This window comes from Actinocatenispora thailandica (assembly GCF_016865425.1).
Taxonomy (GTDB): Bacteria; Actinomycetota; Actinomycetes; order Mycobacteriales; family Micromonosporaceae; genus Actinocatenispora; species Actinocatenispora thailandica.
Genome location: NZ_AP023355.1, coordinates 203,308 through 220,169, shown reverse-complemented (window position 1 = coordinate 220,169; position 16,862 = coordinate 203,308). Strand labels below are relative to the sequence as shown.

Annotated in this window: 13 protein-coding genes and 1 pseudogene; 7 read left to right on the top strand and 7 right to left on the bottom strand. The window is 73.5% G+C overall.

Annotation, left to right across the window (positions count from 1 at the left end; translation table 11 throughout):
- Positions 1-104: 104 nt before the first annotated feature.
- From Athai_RS01030 to Athai_RS01010, 5 genes are read right to left on the bottom strand one after another with little or no spacing between them, the layout of a single operon-like run.
- Positions 105-1,853 carry an IucA/IucC family protein gene (locus tag Athai_RS01030; RefSeq protein WP_203959718.1) on the bottom strand — a complete coding sequence of 583 codons (1,749 nt, stop codon included), beginning with the start codon at positions 1,851-1,853 and terminating at the stop codon, positions 105-107.
- Complete coding sequence (locus Athai_RS01025) at positions 1,850-3,145, bottom strand: lysine N(6)-hydroxylase/L-ornithine N(5)-oxygenase family protein (RefSeq protein WP_203959717.1); 1,296 nt, start codon at positions 3,143-3,145, stop codon at positions 1,850-1,852. Before Athai_RS01025 ends, Athai_RS01030 begins: the two co-directional genes overlap by 4 nt.
- Positions 3,142-3,792, bottom strand: coding sequence for a GNAT family N-acetyltransferase (locus Athai_RS01020; RefSeq protein WP_203959716.1), 651 nt, complete (start codon positions 3,790-3,792; stop codon positions 3,142-3,144). Before Athai_RS01020 ends, Athai_RS01025 begins: the two co-directional genes overlap by 4 nt.
- Entirely contained in the window at positions 3,789-5,555 is a 1,767-nt protein-coding gene (locus Athai_RS01015) for an IucA/IucC family protein (RefSeq protein WP_203959715.1), read from the bottom strand. Before Athai_RS01015 ends, Athai_RS01020 begins: the two co-directional genes overlap by 4 nt.
- Complete coding sequence (locus Athai_RS01010; protein ID WP_203959714.1) at positions 5,552-7,054, bottom strand: pyridoxal phosphate-dependent decarboxylase family protein; 1,503 nt, start codon at positions 7,052-7,054, stop codon at positions 5,552-5,554. The genes Athai_RS01015 and Athai_RS01010 overlap by 4 nt, the downstream gene beginning before the upstream one ends.
- A gap of 575 nt (positions 7,055-7,629) precedes the next feature.
- Between Athai_RS01010 and Athai_RS01005 the strand changes: the two genes are divergently transcribed.
- Entirely contained in the window at positions 7,630-8,568 is a 939-nt protein-coding gene (locus tag Athai_RS01005; RefSeq protein ID WP_203959713.1) for a hypothetical protein, read from the top strand.
- Positions 8,569-8,767: 199 nt separating this feature from the next.
- Positions 8,768-9,439, top strand: coding sequence for a DUF308 domain-containing protein (locus Athai_RS01000; protein ID WP_203959712.1), 672 nt, complete (start codon positions 8,768-8,770; stop codon positions 9,437-9,439).
- Positions 9,440-9,506: 67 nt separating this feature from the next.
- On the opposite strand, the gene Athai_RS00995 is transcribed toward Athai_RS01000, so the two are convergent.
- Entirely contained in the window at positions 9,507-10,019 is a 513-nt protein-coding gene (locus Athai_RS00995) for a PadR family transcriptional regulator (protein WP_203959711.1), read from the bottom strand.
- Positions 10,020-10,108: 89 nt separating this feature from the next.
- Between Athai_RS00995 and Athai_RS00990 the strand changes: the two genes are divergently transcribed.
- Both Athai_RS00990 and Athai_RS00985 read left to right on the top strand, forming a co-directional pair.
- Positions 10,109-10,687 (top strand): hypothetical protein, encoded by a 579-nt coding sequence (locus tag Athai_RS00990; protein ID WP_203959710.1) that lies wholly within the window; start codon positions 10,109-10,111, stop codon positions 10,685-10,687.
- Between the two features lie 198 nt (positions 10,688-10,885).
- Positions 10,886-11,983 (top strand): hypothetical protein, encoded by a 1,098-nt coding sequence (locus Athai_RS00985; protein ID WP_203959709.1) that lies wholly within the window; start codon positions 10,886-10,888, stop codon positions 11,981-11,983.
- 38 nt (positions 11,984-12,021) lie between these two features.
- Here the strand turns inward: Athai_RS00985 and Athai_RS00980 are convergent, their stop codons facing one another.
- A complete protein-coding gene (locus Athai_RS00980) occupies positions 12,022-12,756 on the bottom strand; it encodes a Fic family protein (RefSeq protein ID WP_203959708.1) in 735 nt (244 codons plus the stop codon).
- Positions 12,757-12,970: 214 nt separating this feature from the next.
- On the opposite strand from Athai_RS00980, the pseudogene acs reads away from it, so the two are divergent.
- From acs to Athai_RS00965, 3 genes and pseudogenes are all read left to right on the top strand, one after another.
- Positions 12,971-14,970, top strand: a pseudogene (gene acs / locus Athai_RS00975) (acetate--CoA ligase).
- Positions 14,971-15,094: 124 nt separating this feature from the next.
- A complete protein-coding gene (locus Athai_RS00970) occupies positions 15,095-15,475 on the top strand; it encodes a hypothetical protein (RefSeq protein ID WP_203959707.1) in 381 nt (126 codons plus the stop codon).
- Between the two features lie 84 nt (positions 15,476-15,559).
- The gene (locus Athai_RS00965; RefSeq protein ID WP_203959706.1) at positions 15,560-16,738 is read left to right on the top strand and encodes a hypothetical protein; all 1,179 of its coding nucleotides are present in this window, start codon (positions 15,560-15,562) and stop codon (positions 16,736-16,738) included.
- The last annotated feature ends 124 nt before the right edge of the window (positions 16,739-16,862 follow it).

Sequence of the window (16,862 nt, the reverse complement as noted above, 5' to 3'; positions counted from 1 at the left end):
GCGCCTCCGTCGTCCGGGCCGCACGTCCGGGCCGGCAGCCCGAGGCGCCGGCCGGAGCGCTTCGGGCCGCCGGCCCCGGGCCGGCCCGCTGACCGTGGCGGCGGTCAGGATCCCTTGCCGTACAGCGGGTTCGGCACCTGGCCGGACGCACCGATCGCGTGCCGCAGCGGCCGGTCCGCGTACCCGGTGACGAGCAGCCGGTCGGCGTTCAGCCGGTAGCGCGGGAACGTCGGCCCGAGCAGCTGGTACTCGTCGAAGCGCGGCGCGAGTTCCGGCATCTCCCGCTGCGCCGACCGAATCGTCTCGCGGGCGATCGCCCAGAACCGCGCCTCCGGCACGCCCAGCTGCTCGGCACACAACGGTGCCAGGTAACGGAAGTGGCCGATCAGGACGCTGTCCACCACGTGCTGGGCGATCAGCGCCGGCGCCTTGCGCGGCACGATGCCGGCCGGCTCGGGCAGCCGCTCGGGTACCACCGTGTCGGACAGTTCCAGGTCGTCGACGAGGTCCTTGAGCAGCAGCCGGCACGGCAGTTCGTTGGTGTCGAAGGTGACGAGCGCGTTCTGGCCGTGCGGGTTGACGGTCAGCCCGTACCGGTAGAGCAACCGGACGAGCGGCCGCAGCACCGTGCCGATCAGCCCCGCCAACCACTCGACCGGCGGCCGGCCGGCGGCCGAGACCAGTTCCGCCAGCAGCGATCGGCCGGCACCGTCCACATGCAACAGTGCCGCGAGCGGCCGGGCGTGCTCGCCCGGCCGCAGCGCCGGGGTGACCGGCTCGCGCCAGATGCAGCCCAGCGTCTCCAGATGCCGGTAGGGCACCCCGTCCACCCCGGACAGGTACGGGTGGTGCACGGTCACCGAGGCGACCTCGCCGAGCAGTACGGTGTCGGCGAGGGCTTCGTCGGCGGCCACCAGGCCCTGCAGCCACCCGGTCAGCACCGGCGCGCCGGCCGTGCAGTGCGGCGGGATCCCGCGCCACACCGACGTGTTCAGGATCGACAGGGGCAGCTTCACGTCGTACCGCTGCCGGTCGGTCAGGTTGGTCATGGTCCGGATCGACTGCTGTGCGAGGTAGCGGTCCGGCGAGTCGCCGAGCGGCACGATCCGCCGCTGCGCGATCTCCCCGGCGTACCCGATCGAGAGGTGCCGGTCCCACTGCCACGGGTGCACCGGCAGCCACACGTACGCGTCCGGGTCGAGCCCGGCATCGCGCATGCCGGCGGCGAACCGGGCCTCGGTCCGCTCGCCGAGTTCGGACCGGCGTACTGCGTGTTCGGACAGCCCGGGGGTGCCGGCGAAGGTGGCGAGTCCACGATGGACGGCCACCCAGCGCAACCGCGTCGGCCGTCGCGACTCGGGCGCATACCGGCGCAGATCGGTTGCGCCGAAGCCGATCCGGCCCTTGTTGGTGACCAGCCAGGGGTGCCCGGTGAGGTGCCCCTCCAGCTCGGTGTGGTCCAGCGCGCGCAGGGTCGCGGCGGGTAGCTCGTCGGCGGTCGCGTCGGCGGCGAGCGTCGCGGACAGCTCGCCGAGGTAGCCGGCGAGGGTCGCCGCATCGACTCCCATGGTCGCGGCGGCGTCGACGACCAGCCGCTGCACGTCCCAGGCCGGCGCACCGCCGCGGTTGCCGAGCAGGCCCGGGGCGTACCGCCGGATCGAGTCCGGCGCGACCCGCAGCGAGCCGAACGCGCCCCGGCGGGCGGCGAACTCGTACGACACGTCGCCGTCCAGGTCGATGCGGTACCGGTCGGCGTCGAGTTCGACCGGTGTCAGCATGCCCTCGTAGCACCACTCGGCCAACGCCTTGGCGGCGAGGGTGCGGTTGGCCCGGCGCCAGCGTTCGCCGGTCACCGGACACCCCCGAAGGTCTGGAACGCGGTCCGTTTCGGCAGCCGGAACGCCTCCCGGCCGGTGATCGCGTTCAGGATGGTTGCCGATCGGTACGCACCGATGCCGAGGTCGGGTGCCGCGGCGCCGTGCGTGTGCAGCTCCGCGTTCTGCACGTACAGGCCGCCGGACACCGCTGGAACCGTGCCGATCCGATGCTGGGCGTCGATCCGGTAGCGGCCCTGGTCGTCCCAGTCGATCAGCGGCCGGACCGGGTCGAGCAGGGCCGGCGGCCGGGCCGCGTAGCCGGTGGCGGCGACGACGGCGTCCACCGCGAGCGTGCCGGTGCTGCCGGTGTCGGCGTGGTCGCAGGACAGCTCGATGCCGTCGGCCCCGCGGCTGGCGTCCCGGACCGCCGTCGCCGGGTACAGCCGCACCGGGGGCAACGTGTCGTCCAGCAGCCGGTGGTACAGCTCGGCGTGGATCGCGTCGATCGTCTCGCTGTCGATCCCCTTGTACAGCTGCCACTGCCCGGCGAGCAACCGGTCCCGGACGCCGGGCGCCAGGTGGTGGAAGTAGTGCATGTACTCCGGCGTGGTGTACTCCAGCACCAGTTTGGTGTAGTCCAGCGGCGCGAACGTCGCGGTACGGGTCAGCCAGCTCACCGCCCAGCCGCGGTCGCGCTGCCGCCGCAGCAGGTCGAGGAACACCTCGGCGCCGGACTGCCCGGACCCGACCACGGCGACGTGCCGCACCCCGGCCGCCCAACCGTCCACCTGGGACAGGTAGGACGCGGAGTGGATCGCCCGGTCGCCGCCGATCGCCTCCAGTGGCGCCGGCAGTACCGGCCGGGTGCCGACGCCGAGCACCACGTGCCGGGCGCGCACCGAACGCGCACCGGCCGGCTCCCGCAACCGCACCGTCCACAGTGCACGATCGTGGTCCCAGTCCAGCGCGGTGACCTGCACCCCGAAGCGGGTCGACGGGAGCCGCTCGGCCGCCCAGCCGCAGTAGTCGGCGTACTCCCGGCGCGGCAGGTGGAACCGCTCGGCCAGGTAGAACGGGTACATCCGGTCCCGGTCGACCAGGTAGGACAGGAACGACCAGCGGCTCGTCGGCCGGACCAGACTGACCAGGTCGGCGAGGAAGCCGACCTGCACCGTCGCCCAGTCGAACAGCACGCCGGGGTGCCAGTCGAACCGGGGCTTCGCGTCGTACGCGGCGAACCGCAGTTCGGGCAGCTCGTCGGCCAGCGCCGCCAGCGCCAGGTTGAACGGCCCGATTCCCACCGCGACCACGTCGAACGTGTCGGTCATGCCGCGCTCCCCTCGCCGGCCGCACCGGCCGGCGGCGCGCCCGTCGCGCTCCGCTCCGGTACGGAGGTGCCTGCCGGGCCGCCCGCGCGCTCGGCGACGAGCAGCGCCGCGGTCTTGTCCGGCAGCTCGATCTCGCCGCGGCGGGTGAACCCGGCGCGCTGGAACGCCCGTACCGACGCGGTGTTGCGCACGTCCGGCTCGGCGACCACCCGGGTGCAGGCCGGATCCGCCGCGAACAGCCCGTCCCGGACCGCGCCCAGCAGCGTCCGGCCCAGGCCCCGGCCGGTCAGCGCCGGCTCGCCGATCAGCACGTGCAGGCCGAGATCGCCCGGTTCGGCCGGGTACGCGGCGCCGACGGGCTCGGCGATGGCGCGGTAGATCTCCCAGTACGACACGGGTACGCCGGCGAGAAGCCCCAGCATCGGCCGGGACACGCTGTCGGTGAGCAGCCCGGTGAGGTAGCCGCGGACCCGGTCCCGCGGCCAGGCCTGCTGCCAGAACCGCGCCACGTGCGGCCGGTTCAGCCAGTCGTGCACCAGCTCCAGGTCGTCGTCGACCAGTACCGGCCGCAGGGTCAGGACACCGCGGGCCGTCGGGGCCGAGAACCCGCCCGGCAACAGCGCGCGGCCATGTCGCGCGGTACTCATCGCGCCTCCCGCAGCGGGTTCGGCACGGCGCGGTAGACCGACTGGCGGTCCACCGGCGCCAGCACCTCGTCGATGCCGGCCAGCCGCGTCGCGAGGTTCGCCTTGCGCGGCAACCGATCCGCGGTCAACCACCGCCGTACCAGGCCGCCGTTCGTGTCGTGGCCACGGGCCACGATCGCGCGCAGCCCGTCGCGCAGCGCTCCGAGCAGGTCGCGCTCGTCCGCGACGCCGGCCGCACCGAGCGCCGACACCGGGGCCAGCGCCTGGTTGAACAGCAGGTAGTAGGTGAGCCGATCGTCCACCATGGAGTCCTCGGTGACCGCGAGGGTGGACCCGGCCGCGCCGGTGGCCGCCAGCACGGCGGGCAGCGCCGAGGTCGCCAGGTAGTAACCCTGGTTGTCCCGGTACCAGCCGGTGTCCGGCCAGCCGTCGTCGTCCAGCAGCACCAGGGTGTTCTGCTGGTGCGCCTCCAGCCCGATCCCGGTCGACGCGTACAGCAGCACCATCGGCGCGAGCACCCGATCCACGTACCGGCGTACCCACTCGGCGGCGACGGCCTCCGCGCGCCCGCCGGCGGCGAGGCGGCGCACCAGCCGTACCACCGTGGCGTCCCGCACCCCGGGCTGCGGTGCCACGAGCCCGGCCAGTACCCGGGCGGCGGACAGCCCTGGTGGCGCCTCCCGGACCGAGACGTCGAGCTGCGTCGGCGTGCCGTCCGGGTGCTGCACGCTCGCGTACGCCGGGTCCGCCACGATCCGGAACTGCGGGTACGCGGCGGCGACCGGCGCGGCGATCCCGGCCGCCAGCAGCCGCTGCACCTCCAACCCGCGGGCCAGCTCGGTCGGCGTGTTCTCCCGGCGCGAGTTGGTGATCCGCAACCCCAGCGACAGCTTCAGCATCACCGGATGTCCCGGCCGGTACACGGTGCGCAGCGACGAGGTCGGATACCAGTCCGGCCCGGCGGGGCCGAGCGGCTCGATCCGGCCGGCGTCGACCAGCGCCCGGAACCCGGGCCGGTGCAGCAGGTCGGTGGCCTGCCAAGGGTGCGCTGGCAGTACCGGGCGGGTGCCGGCGGCGGGGCCGCCGAACAGGTCGGGCAGCGGCGCCGCGAGGGCGGGGTGTGCCACCGCGCCGGTCCGGACCAGGTCCGGGTCGACGGCGAACCAGTGCAGCGGGAACCGACCGCGCAACTCCGGCGCGTACCGGGCGTCCTCGTCCGGGCCGATGCCGTCCCGGCTCTTCGCCGCCGGGTGCAGCAGGTGCCCGAGCAGCAGATCCTGCTCGGCAGCGAGGAACCCGTCCACCGTCGGCGCCACGCCGGCAACCGACGCCCCGTGCACCGTCGGCGCCACGACGGCCGACGCGCCGGCCGCGGCCGGCGCCTCGTCGACGGTCCGCGTCACCGGCGCCGCTTCCGCACCGCGTTCCCGCAGGTACCGGTCGATCCGGCCGGCACTGTCCGCGACCCGCGCCACCAGGTCGGTGTCGCCACCGGTCAGCATTGCCGCCAGGCACGCCGCCGAACCGACCGCTCCGTCCGCGGTGGACACGGCACCGAACCCGTGCAACCCGGTGACGGACCGGTAGCGGACGTCCACGGTGATCGTGCCGCCGTCGGGCAGCCACAGCCGCAGCGGCCCGCTTTCGGGCACCGGTACGGCGTGGTCCAGTACGAAGCAACGCAGCAGCGCCTCGATCGCGGCATGTTCCCCGGCGCGCACCGCACCGCCGGACCGGACCGCGGGCGTGTCGACCGCCGTCACGCCGCCTCCCGGTCCTCGTCGCCGGCAGCGAGGACGGCGTCGACGAGTTCGTCCACGTCCTCGGTGCGGGCGGCCGGGTTGAGCAGCGTCAACTTCAGGTGCACGCCGCGTCCCGCGATCGTGGTACGCCCGACCAGCGCGACGCCGGAGCGCAGCAGCCGACGCCGCAGCCGGCCGTTCAGCGCGTCCGGATCGGCGCCGCGGTGCCGGAACACCACCGTGGTCAGGGTCGCGCCGGCGGCGAGTTCCAGCCGCGGCTCGGCCTCGATCCGGCGCTGCGCGTACCGGGCGAGGTGGTGGCAGCGGTCCAGCAGCGCACCGAGCCCGTCGGCGCCGAGGGCGAGGAACGTCGCGGCGACCTTCACCGCGTCGGCGCGCCGGGTGGTGGCGAGCGCGGACCGGTCCAGCAGGCCGTCGTAGCCGGCCGCGCCGTCGTCGGCCGGGTTGAGGTAGTCGACCCGGTGCGGAGCGAAGTCGGCACCGTCGGCGACCAGCAGCACGCTCGCCGGCGCCGGCTGCCAGCCCACCTTGTGCAGGTCCAGGGTCACCGAGTCGGCGGCGGCGATCCCGGTGAGCAGCCCGCGCAGCCGGGCGGAGAACACCGCACCCCCGCCGTACGCCGCGTCCACGTGCAGCCGGCAGCCGTGCCGCCGGGCCAGGTCCGCGCAGGCCGGCAACGGGTCGATGCTGCCGAAGTCGGTGGTACCGGCGGTGGCCACGATCGCCACCGGCACCTCGTCACCGGCCAGCCCGGCCAGCGCGTCGGCGAGCGGTTCCGGGCGCAGCCGGTACCGCTCGTCCACCGGTACGGTGCGCACCGCATCGGCGCCGAGCCCGAGTACCGAGCAGGCCCGGGACACCGAGAAGTGCGCGACCGCCGAGCAGAACACCACCGGCCGGCCGCCGGCGGCGAGCCGGCCGGCGACCGCGTCCCGGGCGATCAGCAGCGCGTGCAGGTTCGACGCGGTACCGCCGGAGGTGAAGACCCCGTCGGCGGTGCCGGGCAGTCCGAGCCGGTCGGCCAGCGCGCGCACCACGTGCCGCTCCAACTCCACCGCGTACGGCCCGGAGTCCCAGGTGTCGACGCTGGCGTTCAGCGCGGCGACGATCGCCTCCACGGCCGCGGGTACGCCCAGCGCGGGAGGTTGCAGGTGCGCCGCGGCGGTCGGGTCGGCGAGGTCGACGGTGCCGGCGGCGTACCGCCGGATCAGGTCGACGACGGCGGCGGCACCGCGCCCGGTGTCGGGCAGCACGCCACCCGCGGCGGCGAGGTCGGCCCGTACCTGTTCCGCGAGGTCGGCGGGGGTCCGAGCGGGTAGTGGTCCGGTACGGCCGCGCAGCCCGGCCGCGGCGGCGGTGGCGAGGGCCGCGGTGAGCGGGGCGAGCCGGGCGAGGCCCGCGGGCGTACCGGCGAGCTGGTCCTGGTCGATCGGTGGCGTCGGGCTCGGCGGGCGCACGGGGTGCGGCGCGCTGGCCGACACGAGGTCAGGCAAGATCATGGAGGCAGCTTAGGGTAGCCTTTCCTAATGTTACGACCCGCCCCCCGGACAGCACGAAGCGTTGCCCTTCTCGGGGAACTTCGCCCCGCAGCCCTGGCGTGAATGCGCTGGTAGGCGTAGAAAAGGGCGTACGGACCTCGGTCAGTCGAGCGGCGCGGGGAGTGTCCGCAAGGCCGAGTCCGTGGCGCGACCACCCGGGGACCCACGTGCGATCAGCCGCGGAGGGCACAGTCGCCGGGACCGACGGTCACGACCGGCGGCCCCGTGTCGACGCAACGAATGCACGCCTGGTACCCCGGGCGGACGCGTGGCGACGGCGCCCCGGAGCGGGCGCCGTCGGTCTGCCCGGCCGACCCGCTCCCCAGCCCGCCGACGCTCCGCTGCGGGGGCCGAGTCTGCTTTTCCGGTTCGGCTAGGGTCTGTGGCGAACTACGCGCACCGGCCGCGTCGGCCCCTCGCCTCGCGCGGCGTCCCCTTACGCCGCGTGCGGCCCGTACCCACGTGCGGTCATCCGAGGCGCCACCGGTCGGAGACGCAGCGTCTGCCGCTGCTCGACATCCAAGGAGCCGTCCCGCATGCAGCCGAACGATCCGTCGCAGCCCCCTCCGTACGGGCAGCCCGGACAACCCACCCCGCAACCCCCGCCGCCGGGCCAGCCCACCCCACGGCCCGGCCCGGTACCGCCGCCGCACGCCGGACCGGCGCAACCGGCGCCGGCGCCGGGCGGCTTCGACACCGGGCTGCCGCAACCGTCCGGCGCACCGTACGCGCGGCTGCCCGGACCGGGCTGGGCACCGGAGCGCCGAATCCTGGTCGGTGACGCGCTCACCGGCTTCGGCGGCCTGCTGGTGTTCGCGTTCTCGTTCGCGCCGTTCGTCGGCTACTCGGACGACTCCACGGTGCGCGACCTCTCCCGGGAGAACCTGCCGACCTGGTTCAGCGCCTGGGCCACCGAGACGTTCATGGCACCGCTGACCTGGTTCGTGGTGCTCGGCGGGCTCATCTCGATCAGCCTCGCCGCGGCCCGGTTGGCGGTACCCCGGGAGCGCGAGGTCGCCGGCTTCCGCACCGGCCACCTGCAGATCGGCGTCTCGGCCTTCGTGTTCCTGGTGCTGTTCGGCTACGCGACATCGGCGAAGAGCATCATGTTCGGCCACGACCTCGGCGTGAGCATCACCAGCCTGGGCAGCTCCGAGGGACTGGACATGTCGCTCGGCTGGGGCGGCTACCTGATGCTGTTCGGCTCGCTCATCGCGGCGGTCGGCGCGGTGCTCAGCCACCTGGAGATCGGCCCGACCGTCTACCCGCAGCCGCCGCGCCCGGCCGCACCGGCGCCGGCCGGCTATCCCCAGCACCCGGGGTACCCGCCGGAGCAGCAGGCGTACCCGCCGGCGGGCGGCGACCTGCCCACCGCCCCGTACCCGACCGTGCCGCCGGCCGGTCAGCCCGCGCCGCCGCCACCGGCCGGGCAGCCGGCACCGCCGCCGGCCGGGCCGGGCTGGCCACAGCAGTAGGGCGACCGAGTCGCGACGACCGCCGGTGCCGCTCGGTACCGGCGTTCGTCGCGGCTGCCGGGTCGCGGTCGCGGCTGCCGGGTCACGGTCGGGACACACCCGATGGCCTGCCGAAACGACCCCCCATCGGTTGCACGACACGACTAGTGTCAGGCGACCCTGTTCGGGCCCCCGCCCGTCCACACCCCAAGGACATTCCATGAGTCACCAGACAATCCTCGCCGAGATGACGCTGACCGATGGCCAGTTCAAGGCCATCGCGGTCTTCTACGTCATCGCCGGCCTGATCTGCCTCGGCATCGGCATCCTCAACCTGAGGAACAAGCGCACCGGCAGCGCCGCGCTGTCGATCCTCATCGGCATCGCCGGCGTCGTGTACGGGGCGTACATCCTGATCGGCGATCCGGACACGGTCTGGGTCTCGTTCAAGATCTTCATCCTGCCGGTGATCGCGATCATCTACGGCATCATCGCGCTGGTGAAGGGCAGGTCCGGCGGTTCGTCCGGTGGACCGACCCAGGCCGCGCCGTACAACGCGGCGGGCGCGCAGCCCGGCTGGAACCAGCAGCCCGGGCAGCCCGTTCCCGGCCAGCCCGTTCCCGGCCAGCCGGCGCCCGGCCAGCTGCCCGGCCAGCCGGCGCCCGGGCAGATGCCCGCCGGCCAGTACGGCGCGGGCCAGCCGGCGCCGGCCGGTTACCCGCAGCCGCAGCAGCCGGGCGGCGCCCCGGCGCAGCCCGCCGGGTACGGCCAGGGTGCCGGGCAGCAGTGGGGCCAGCCGGGCGCACCGCAGCCGGTGCAGCGTGACCCGCAGGGCCCGCCGCCCCCGCCGGCCCAGACCGACCAGCCGCTCTGGCCGGGCCAGAACCGCTAGTTCGACGCGGTCGGCCGGCCGGATCCAGGATCGCCGGTCGACCGCGCACCCGGCCCACCCGCCGGGTTCAGTCGAGTTGGGCGGCGGCCCACTCGGCCCAGTCGCGCCGCATCGCGGTGAACCGCAGCCCCCATTCCAGCGCCATCCGGCCGTAGCGGGACAGGTCGCTGTCGTCCCAGTCGACCGCATCCCGGATCTGCTCCAGCGCCGCCCGGTCGCGCGTGGCGTTGTCGAGCATCTCGTCCAGCACCACGGCGCGTTGCCGCTGGTCGAGCACGCCGAGGAAGAACACCCGCAGCAGCGCCGGGTTGCGCGCCGGGCGTTCCGGCGGGCCGTCGACGAGCCACCGCCGCAGTTCGTCGCGACCGGCGTCGGTCAGCGCGTACTCCTTGCGCCCGCGCGGGCCGGTGTCGGAGACGGTGATCAACTCGTCGGCGGCGAGCTTGGTCAGCTCGGTGTAGATCTGGCTCTGCGAGGCGGGCCAGACGTTGGCGAGCGATCCTTCGAACAGCTTCAGCAGGTCGTAGCCGCTGGCGGGGTGTTCGACCAGCAGGCCCAGCAGCGCATGGCGAAGACTCATGCCCGTCACCCTACATTCCACGCTTGACATGTCGCCAGTGCACCTTCTAGTTTCGACATGTCAGACGCGGAGTGTTCGAGGAGCCTGCCATGTCGTACCTGCTTGCTTTCGCCCCCTGGATCGTCTACGCGGTGATTCCCGCGTCGCAGTGGCGGTGGGGTGCACTGACCGCGCTGGTGCTCACCGCCGCGACCCTGGCCTGGTCGATCGCGCGCCGCCGGCCCCTCGGGTCGATGATCATCCAGCTCGGCTCGGTGGCGTTCTTCGCCGCCGCGACCGCCCTGGCGTTCCTCGACCCGCACACCGGGCTGCACCCGTACCTGCCGGCGCTGTCGAACGGGTGGCTCGCGGTGATCTCCTGGTTCTCGCTGGCGATCCGGCAGCCGTTCACCATGGGCATCGCCAGGCTCGACACCCCGCGCGAGGTGTGGCACCAGCCGCTGTTCATCCGTACCAACGTGGTCGTCACGCTGGTCTGGGCAATCGCGTTCACGCTCGGCGCGGCTGCACTGGCCGGCTGCGGAGCGTTCGGCGCCAGCAGTACCGCGGTGGTCACCGTCCAGGTGGCGAGCTTCGTGATCCCGATCGTGTTCACCATCCGGTACGTGGCGGCCGTGCAGCGCCGGGTCGCCCAGCTGCGGTCCCAGGCCGGCGCGGCCCAGCGCTGACGGCGGCCCGCCGGCCGGGCGAGCGGAGGGCCATCGGGCCGCCGCTCGCCTTCCCGTAGCGGCGGAGTCGTCGCGGCGCCGGTCGCCGTCGCGTACAGCTGCCGCATGGGCTGCCGTCACTCCGCCGGCGGCGCACCGCCTCGCCCCGTTCACCCGCCGGCCGTCCGACTCCCAGGCTCACCACGCACCGTTTCCGGTGTGGCTGAACGGATCATCCTGCACGTCGGCGCCCCGAAGACGGGCAGTACCTACCTGCAGAACGTGCTGTGGGACAACGAATCGACGCTGCGGCAGGCCGGCTTCCTGTTGCCCGGCGGGCGATCCGCGCACTACCAGGCGATGGGCGACCTGCGCGGCGGGCTGTGGTACGAGCCGACCGCGCCGTGGACCTGGGACCGGCTCGCCGCGGTCGCCGCCGACTGGCCCGGCACGGTGATCATCAGCGAGGAGATGCTCGGTGCCGCCACCGCGGAACAGTGCCGGGACGGGCTCGCCCGGCTGCCCGCGGCCGAGACGCACGTGGTGGTCACCGGGCGCGACCTGTGGCGGGCGATCCCGTCGTCCTGGCAGCAGGCGGTCCGGGCCCGCGGCGTCGGCACCTTCACCAGCTACGTGGCCGGGCTGCGGGACGGCACCAACCCCGCGTTCTGGGCACACCAGACCCCGCTGCCGATCCTGCAACGGTGGGGCGCGACACTGCCGGCCGACCGGCGGCACCTGGTCACCGTGCCACCGGCCGGCGCCGACCGGGACCTGCTGTGGACCCGGTTCGCCCGCGCGCTCGGCATCCCCGCCGGGTTGTGCCGGGTCGGCGAACCGGCCAGCAACGCGTCGCTCGGCGCCGTGGAGACCGAACTGCTGCGCCGGGTCAACGCCGCGCTCGGCGACCGGTTGCCGCTGCGGGTGCCGTACCTGCGGGTGGTCCGCCGGCACCTGATCCGCCCGATCCTGATGCAGCGGGACCGGAGGCTCGACTTCGGGCTGCCGGTCGAACTCGGCGACTGGGTTCGGGACGCCGCCCGGCGCCAGGTCGCCGAGCTGGCCGCGTTCCCCTGCGAGGTCGACGGCGACCTGACCGACCTGGTACCCGGCGAGCTGCGCGAACGCGGCAATCCGGACCGGTTGAGTACCGCGGAGCTGCTCGACGCGTCCGTGCAGACCATCGTCGACCTGCTGGAACGCCTCGAGTCGCTGGTCGAGACCGAGCCCGCGGTGGCCGCCGGGAACCCACCCGGGCGGCGCAGCGTTCCGCGCCGGCTGGGCGCCGGGCTGCGCCGCCGGCTCACCGGCGGCTGACCGCCGGCCGCCGGTGAGCCGGAGCACCGGCGGCGACCTCAGGCGGTACGGGCGGCTTCCAGCCCGGCGGTCCGGGCGGCGCCGAGCCGTACCGCCTCGGTGTGGTGCCGCAGCCAGGAACGGACGCCGTCCTCGGTGCCGGCGGCGTACGCGTTGGCCGCGCCCTGGTACTCGGGTGCCCGCTCCAGGTGGCCGGTGTCGACGGCGATCAGTGCGCGCGGGTCGACCCCGCGGGCGATCAGCGTCAGCCGGGCCGCGGCCCGCGCGACGACCCCGTTCGGCCCCGGGAACGGCGCCAGCGCCAGCAGTTCGGCGTGCACCACGGCGGCGTGGAGCAGCCCGGGGCCGGGGTCCGGGTCGGCGATCAGGCCGAGCAGACCACCGAACCGCAGCGTGGCGGTACCGGTGAGCACCGGCCGGCCGAGCGCGTCGTCCGGGACGGTGCCGCGGGCGGCGAGCAGGTGCAGCCGGGCGAGCGCCTGGCCGGGCGCCTTGTGGTAGGTGTCGGCGAGGCCGGGGAGCGCCTCGGCGACCCGCAGCGCGCCCTGCACGACCGGATCGGTGACCGTCCCGGCGCGTACCTCGGTGAGGTCGGCCTCGGCGCCTTCCAGCGCGGCGGACGCGTGCGCGCAGCGCAGCGAGACCTCGGCGGCGAGCGGGCCACCGGTGCGGCGCAGGCTGCGCTGGGCGAGCACCTCGTCGACGGCGTCGCGGGCCGACTCCAGGGCGGTCGCCACGTCCGGGAGCGCGAGCAGTCGGTTCAGCACGGTCATGGCTCGCCAGCGTACCGACCGACACCGGGCGTTGGGTGGCACAGCGCGCAGGTTATGCACCAGCGGTGCAAGTTCGTGAACGGAACTCTACGATAATGATCAACCTTTGACAGCGGTTCTGCGACACCCGGCCCTCGCCATGTGTGCCGTACCGCACTAAGTTGACCAACAGGAAACCTCGCTGGAACGGCACGTCGGAGAGGGAGTCGCGCTGATGACCGAGACATCTACCGAGGGCACCGGGCCGGAAGGCGGCGCGCTGTCCAACCTTTTGCACGAAACGCGCAGGTTCGATCCACCGGCCGAGCTCGCCGCGCACGCCAACGCCAAGGCGGACGAGTACCAGCGCGCCGCCGACGACCGGCTCGGGTTCTGGGCCGACGCCGCCGAGCGGTTCCTCACCTGGGAACGCAAGTGGGACCAGGTGCTCGACTGGTCGAAGGCACCGTTCGCCAAGTGGTACGTCGGCGGCAAGCTGAACGCCGCGTACAACGCCGTCGACCGGCACGTCGAGGCCGGGCACGGCGACCGCGTCGCGTACTACTGGGAGGGCGAGCCCGGCGACACCCGCACGATCACGTACGCCGACCTGCAGAAGATGGTGTCGCAGGCGGCCAACGCGCTGATCGAGCTGGGCGTGCGGACCGGCGACCGGGTCGCGATCTACATGCCGATGATCCCGGAGACGGTCGTCGCGATGCTCGCCTGCGCCCGGCTCGGCGCGCCGCACACCGTGGTGTTCGGCGGCTTCTCCGCGACCGCGCTGCGCGACCGCATCCAGGACTGCGACGCGCGCATCGTGATCACCGTCGACGGCCAGTACCGCCGGGGCAACCAGGCGGCGCTGAAGCCGGCGGTGGACGAGGCGGTCGCCGGCTGCCCGGACGTGCGCAACGTGCTGGTGGTGCGGCGCACCGGCCAGGACGTCGCGTGGACCGACAAGGACGTGTGGTGGCACGAGGTGGTCGACCGCCAGCCCACCACGCACACCCCGGAGGCGTTCGACGCCGAACACCCGCTGTACGTCATGTACACGTCCGGGACGACCGGCAAGCCGAAGGGCATCCTGCACACCACCGGCGGCTACCTGACCCACGTCGCGTACACGCACTGGGCGGTGTTCGACCTCAAGCCGGAGACGGACATCTTCTGGACCGCCGCCGACATCGGTTGGGTCACCGGCCACTCCTACATCGTGTACGGGCCGCTGATCAACGGCGCCACCTCGGTGATGTACGAGGGCACCCCGGACACCCCGCACCAGGGCCGCTGGTGGGAGATGGTCGACAAGTACAAGGTGTCGATCCTCTACACCGCGCCGACCACGATCCGGATGTTCATGAAGTGGGGCGCCGAGGTGCCCGCCCGGTACGACCTGTCCACCCTGCGGGTGCTCGGCAGCGTCGGCGGCCGATCAACCCCGAGGCGTACGTCTGGTACCGGCACAACATCGGGCACGACAAGACTCCGGTGGTCGACACCTGGTGGCAGACCGAGACCGGTGGGCACATGATCAGCCCGCTGCCCGGCGTGACCGCCGCCAAGCCGGGCTCGGCGATGACCGCGGTGCCGGGTGTGGTGGCGGACGTGGTCGACGACGCGGGCAACCCGGTCGGCAACGGCCAGGGCGGCTACCTGGTGCTGACCGAGCCGTGGCCGGGCATGCTGCGCACCATCTGGGGCGACGACCAGCGCTACGTCGACACGTACTTCTCCCGCTTCCCCGGCCTCTACTTCGCCGGTGACGGCGCGAAGAAGGACGAGGACGGCGACCTCTGGCTGCTCGGCCGGGTGGACGACGTGATGAACGTGTCCGGACACCGGCTGTCCACCACCGAGATCGAGTCGGCGCTGGTCAGCCACGAGAAGGTGGCCGAGGCGGCGGTCGTCGGCGCGGCCGACGAGACCACCGGCCAGGCGGTCGTGGCGTTCGTGATCCTGCGCGGGTCGGTACCGGCGGAGGAGGCGCAGGGCGCCGAACTCGCCGCCGAGCTGCGCAACCACGTGGCGAAGGAGATCTCGCCGATCGCCAAGCCGCGGCAGATCCTGGTCGTGGCCGACCTGCCGAAGACGCGGTCCGGCAAGATCATGCGGCGGCTGCTGCGTGACGTCGCGGAGAACCGGACGATGGGCGACGTGACGACGCTGCAGGACTCGTCGGTGATGGACCTGATCTCGGCCGGCCTCGCCGCCGGCAAGTCCGGCGAGGAGTGACCCACCCGCGCGTCAGCGGCCCGCACCGTGCTCGGTGCGGGCCGCTTCGCGTTCTGCACACTCCCGACCGGTTTCCCGCTGCTTGGTACGTTTGCCTCCTGACTCCTCTTCGTTCGGGGGCTACGTGGACCAAGAACTGATCGCCTTCGTTGGACGGGCGGTGCAGCCGATCGTCACGCGACTGGCGGGCGCAGCCGGCGACGCGGTGCGGGCGGGCGTGGCCCGCATTCTCAGCCGCGGACGGCAGGACAGGGCCGACGAGCAGCAACGCGTCCTGGACACCAAGGTTGCCTCGTCGTCACCCGAGGCACTGCAGCAGTGGTTGACGGGACGGCTCGAAGCGGTGCTGGAAGACCGGCCCGAGTTCGCCCACGAGCTGGCCGAACTCGCCGGCCTCGCCCCGCCACGCCAGCCGGGCAGTCAGATCAACATCGCAACCGGCAACGCCCGCCAGGTGAGCCAGTTCCAGGGCGTGCAGCGCAACGACTTCGGCTCACAGGGCTGACCAGATGGCCGGACGTCCCGGCAGGCCGCCGACCGGGCCGCAACGTCGTCAGCGCACGACGCCGGCTCCGGACGGAGCGCGCTGATGGCCCACGAGCAACGGAACTCGGCGTCGGGGCGAGCCCAGCAAGCGAACCAGTACGGCGGGGTGCAGCACAACATCTTCGTCCAGTCCGGGCCCGATCCGCTTCCGACGGAGTCGATCGCGGTCCCCGCCACGGCATACCAGGTGCGCGGGCGGGACCAGCTGCTGGTGGAGCTGGCTGACGAGATCCACGGCCGGGTCACGGTGCTGTACGGCTTCCGTGGCGTCGGCACTTCCACGGTGGCAGGTGCGCTCGCGCGGCGGGCGGGGGCGCGCACCTGGTTCGTTCGTGCAGCCGACACGTCGGGGCTGCGCGCCGGTATGACGAGCCTCGCGTACGAGTTGGGCGCCAGCGACAACGAGATCCGCGCCCGGCACCTCGCCGACCTCGTCTGGCAACGGCTCGACGCCCTCGACACTCGCTGGCTGCTCGTGGTCGACGGCGTCACCGATCCCGGCATTCTCGGTACCGACGGCACCAGCTACCTGCGGACACCGCGGACGCACGACGGTGCGCTCGTCGTCACCACCCAGAACGATCGCTGGCCGGGGTGGACGACGGTGCGCCGAGTCGATGCCCTGACTCCCGAGCCCGGCGGACGAGTCCTGCTCGACCGCGCGCCCGCGGCGGGATCGGTGGAGTCCGCCGTACGACTGTCCGCGCAGTACGGGAACTTCCCGGCGGCGCTCGACATGATCGGCGCCGAGTTGGCCGCGGGGGCCGATGGCGTCACGACGTGCGACGCCTACCTGGCACGGTATGCCGGAGCCGGGTACGCGGACCGCATCGAGGACATGCTCGACGATCCTCGCATCGGGCTGACGAACTGGCTCGGGTCGATCGGAGCACACGACTTCACCGCCGACAGGCTGCTCAACGTGCTCGCGTCGCTCGACCGGGCGCCCATCCCGCTTTCCGCGCTGCTGGCTGATCAGGCGTCGCTGGCCACCGCCGGCGGGCTGCCCGACGGCATCACTCGGGACGAAGTGGTGGCTGCCCTCCGCGAACTCGTGAGCCGTGGTACCGCGGCGGTGCACGACGCCGGGCCGCCGGTGGCCGGACCAGTCGTGCTGGTGCATCCGATGATGCGTGCGTGGATCCGCGCCGAGTTCGCGGCGGGCTACCTCCGGACACCGGGTGCAGGGCGTGGTCGGCAACGGGGAGCAGGCCAACGATAGCGGTCGTCGTCGACCGACCAGCCTGAAGATCGTCCGGCTGCTGCAGTCACCGATCCGGTGACACTGGAGAAGTTTTGTCTGGTACGCGTATTTTGAGGTCTTCACCCCTCATTGCTTCGGAGGA

What these genes read in the sequence shown, in the direction of transcription:
- Athai_RS01025 (WP_203959717.1), bottom strand. Translation starts at nt 3,145, where the DNA reads ATGACCGACACGTTCGACGTGGTCGCGGTGGGAATCGGGCCGTTCAAC.
- Athai_RS01020 (WP_203959716.1), bottom strand. Translation starts at nt 3,792, where the DNA reads ATGAGTACCGCGCGACATGGCCGCGCGCTGTTGCCGGGCGGGTTCTCG.
- Athai_RS01010 (WP_203959714.1), bottom strand. Translation starts at nt 7,054, where the DNA reads ATGATCTTGCCTGACCTCGTGTCGGCCAGCGCGCCGCACCCCGTGCGC.
- Athai_RS01005 (WP_203959713.1), top strand. Translation starts at nt 7,630, where the DNA reads ATGCAGCCGAACGATCCGTCGCAGCCCCCTCCGTACGGGCAGCCCGGA.
- Athai_RS01000 (WP_203959712.1), top strand. Translation starts at nt 8,768, where the DNA reads ATGAGTCACCAGACAATCCTCGCCGAGATGACGCTGACCGATGGCCAG.
- Athai_RS00995 (WP_203959711.1), bottom strand. Translation starts at nt 10,019, where the DNA reads ATGAGTCTTCGCCATGCGCTGCTGGGCCTGCTGGTCGAACACCCCGCC.
- Athai_RS00990 (WP_203959710.1), top strand. Translation starts at nt 10,109, where the DNA reads ATGTCGTACCTGCTTGCTTTCGCCCCCTGGATCGTCTACGCGGTGATT.
- Athai_RS00980 (WP_203959708.1), bottom strand. Translation starts at nt 12,756, where the DNA reads ATGACCGTGCTGAACCGACTGCTCGCGCTCCCGGACGTGGCGACCGCC.
- Athai_RS00965 (WP_203959706.1), top strand. Translation starts at nt 15,560, where the DNA reads ATGGCCCACGAGCAACGGAACTCGGCGTCGGGGCGAGCCCAGCAAGCG.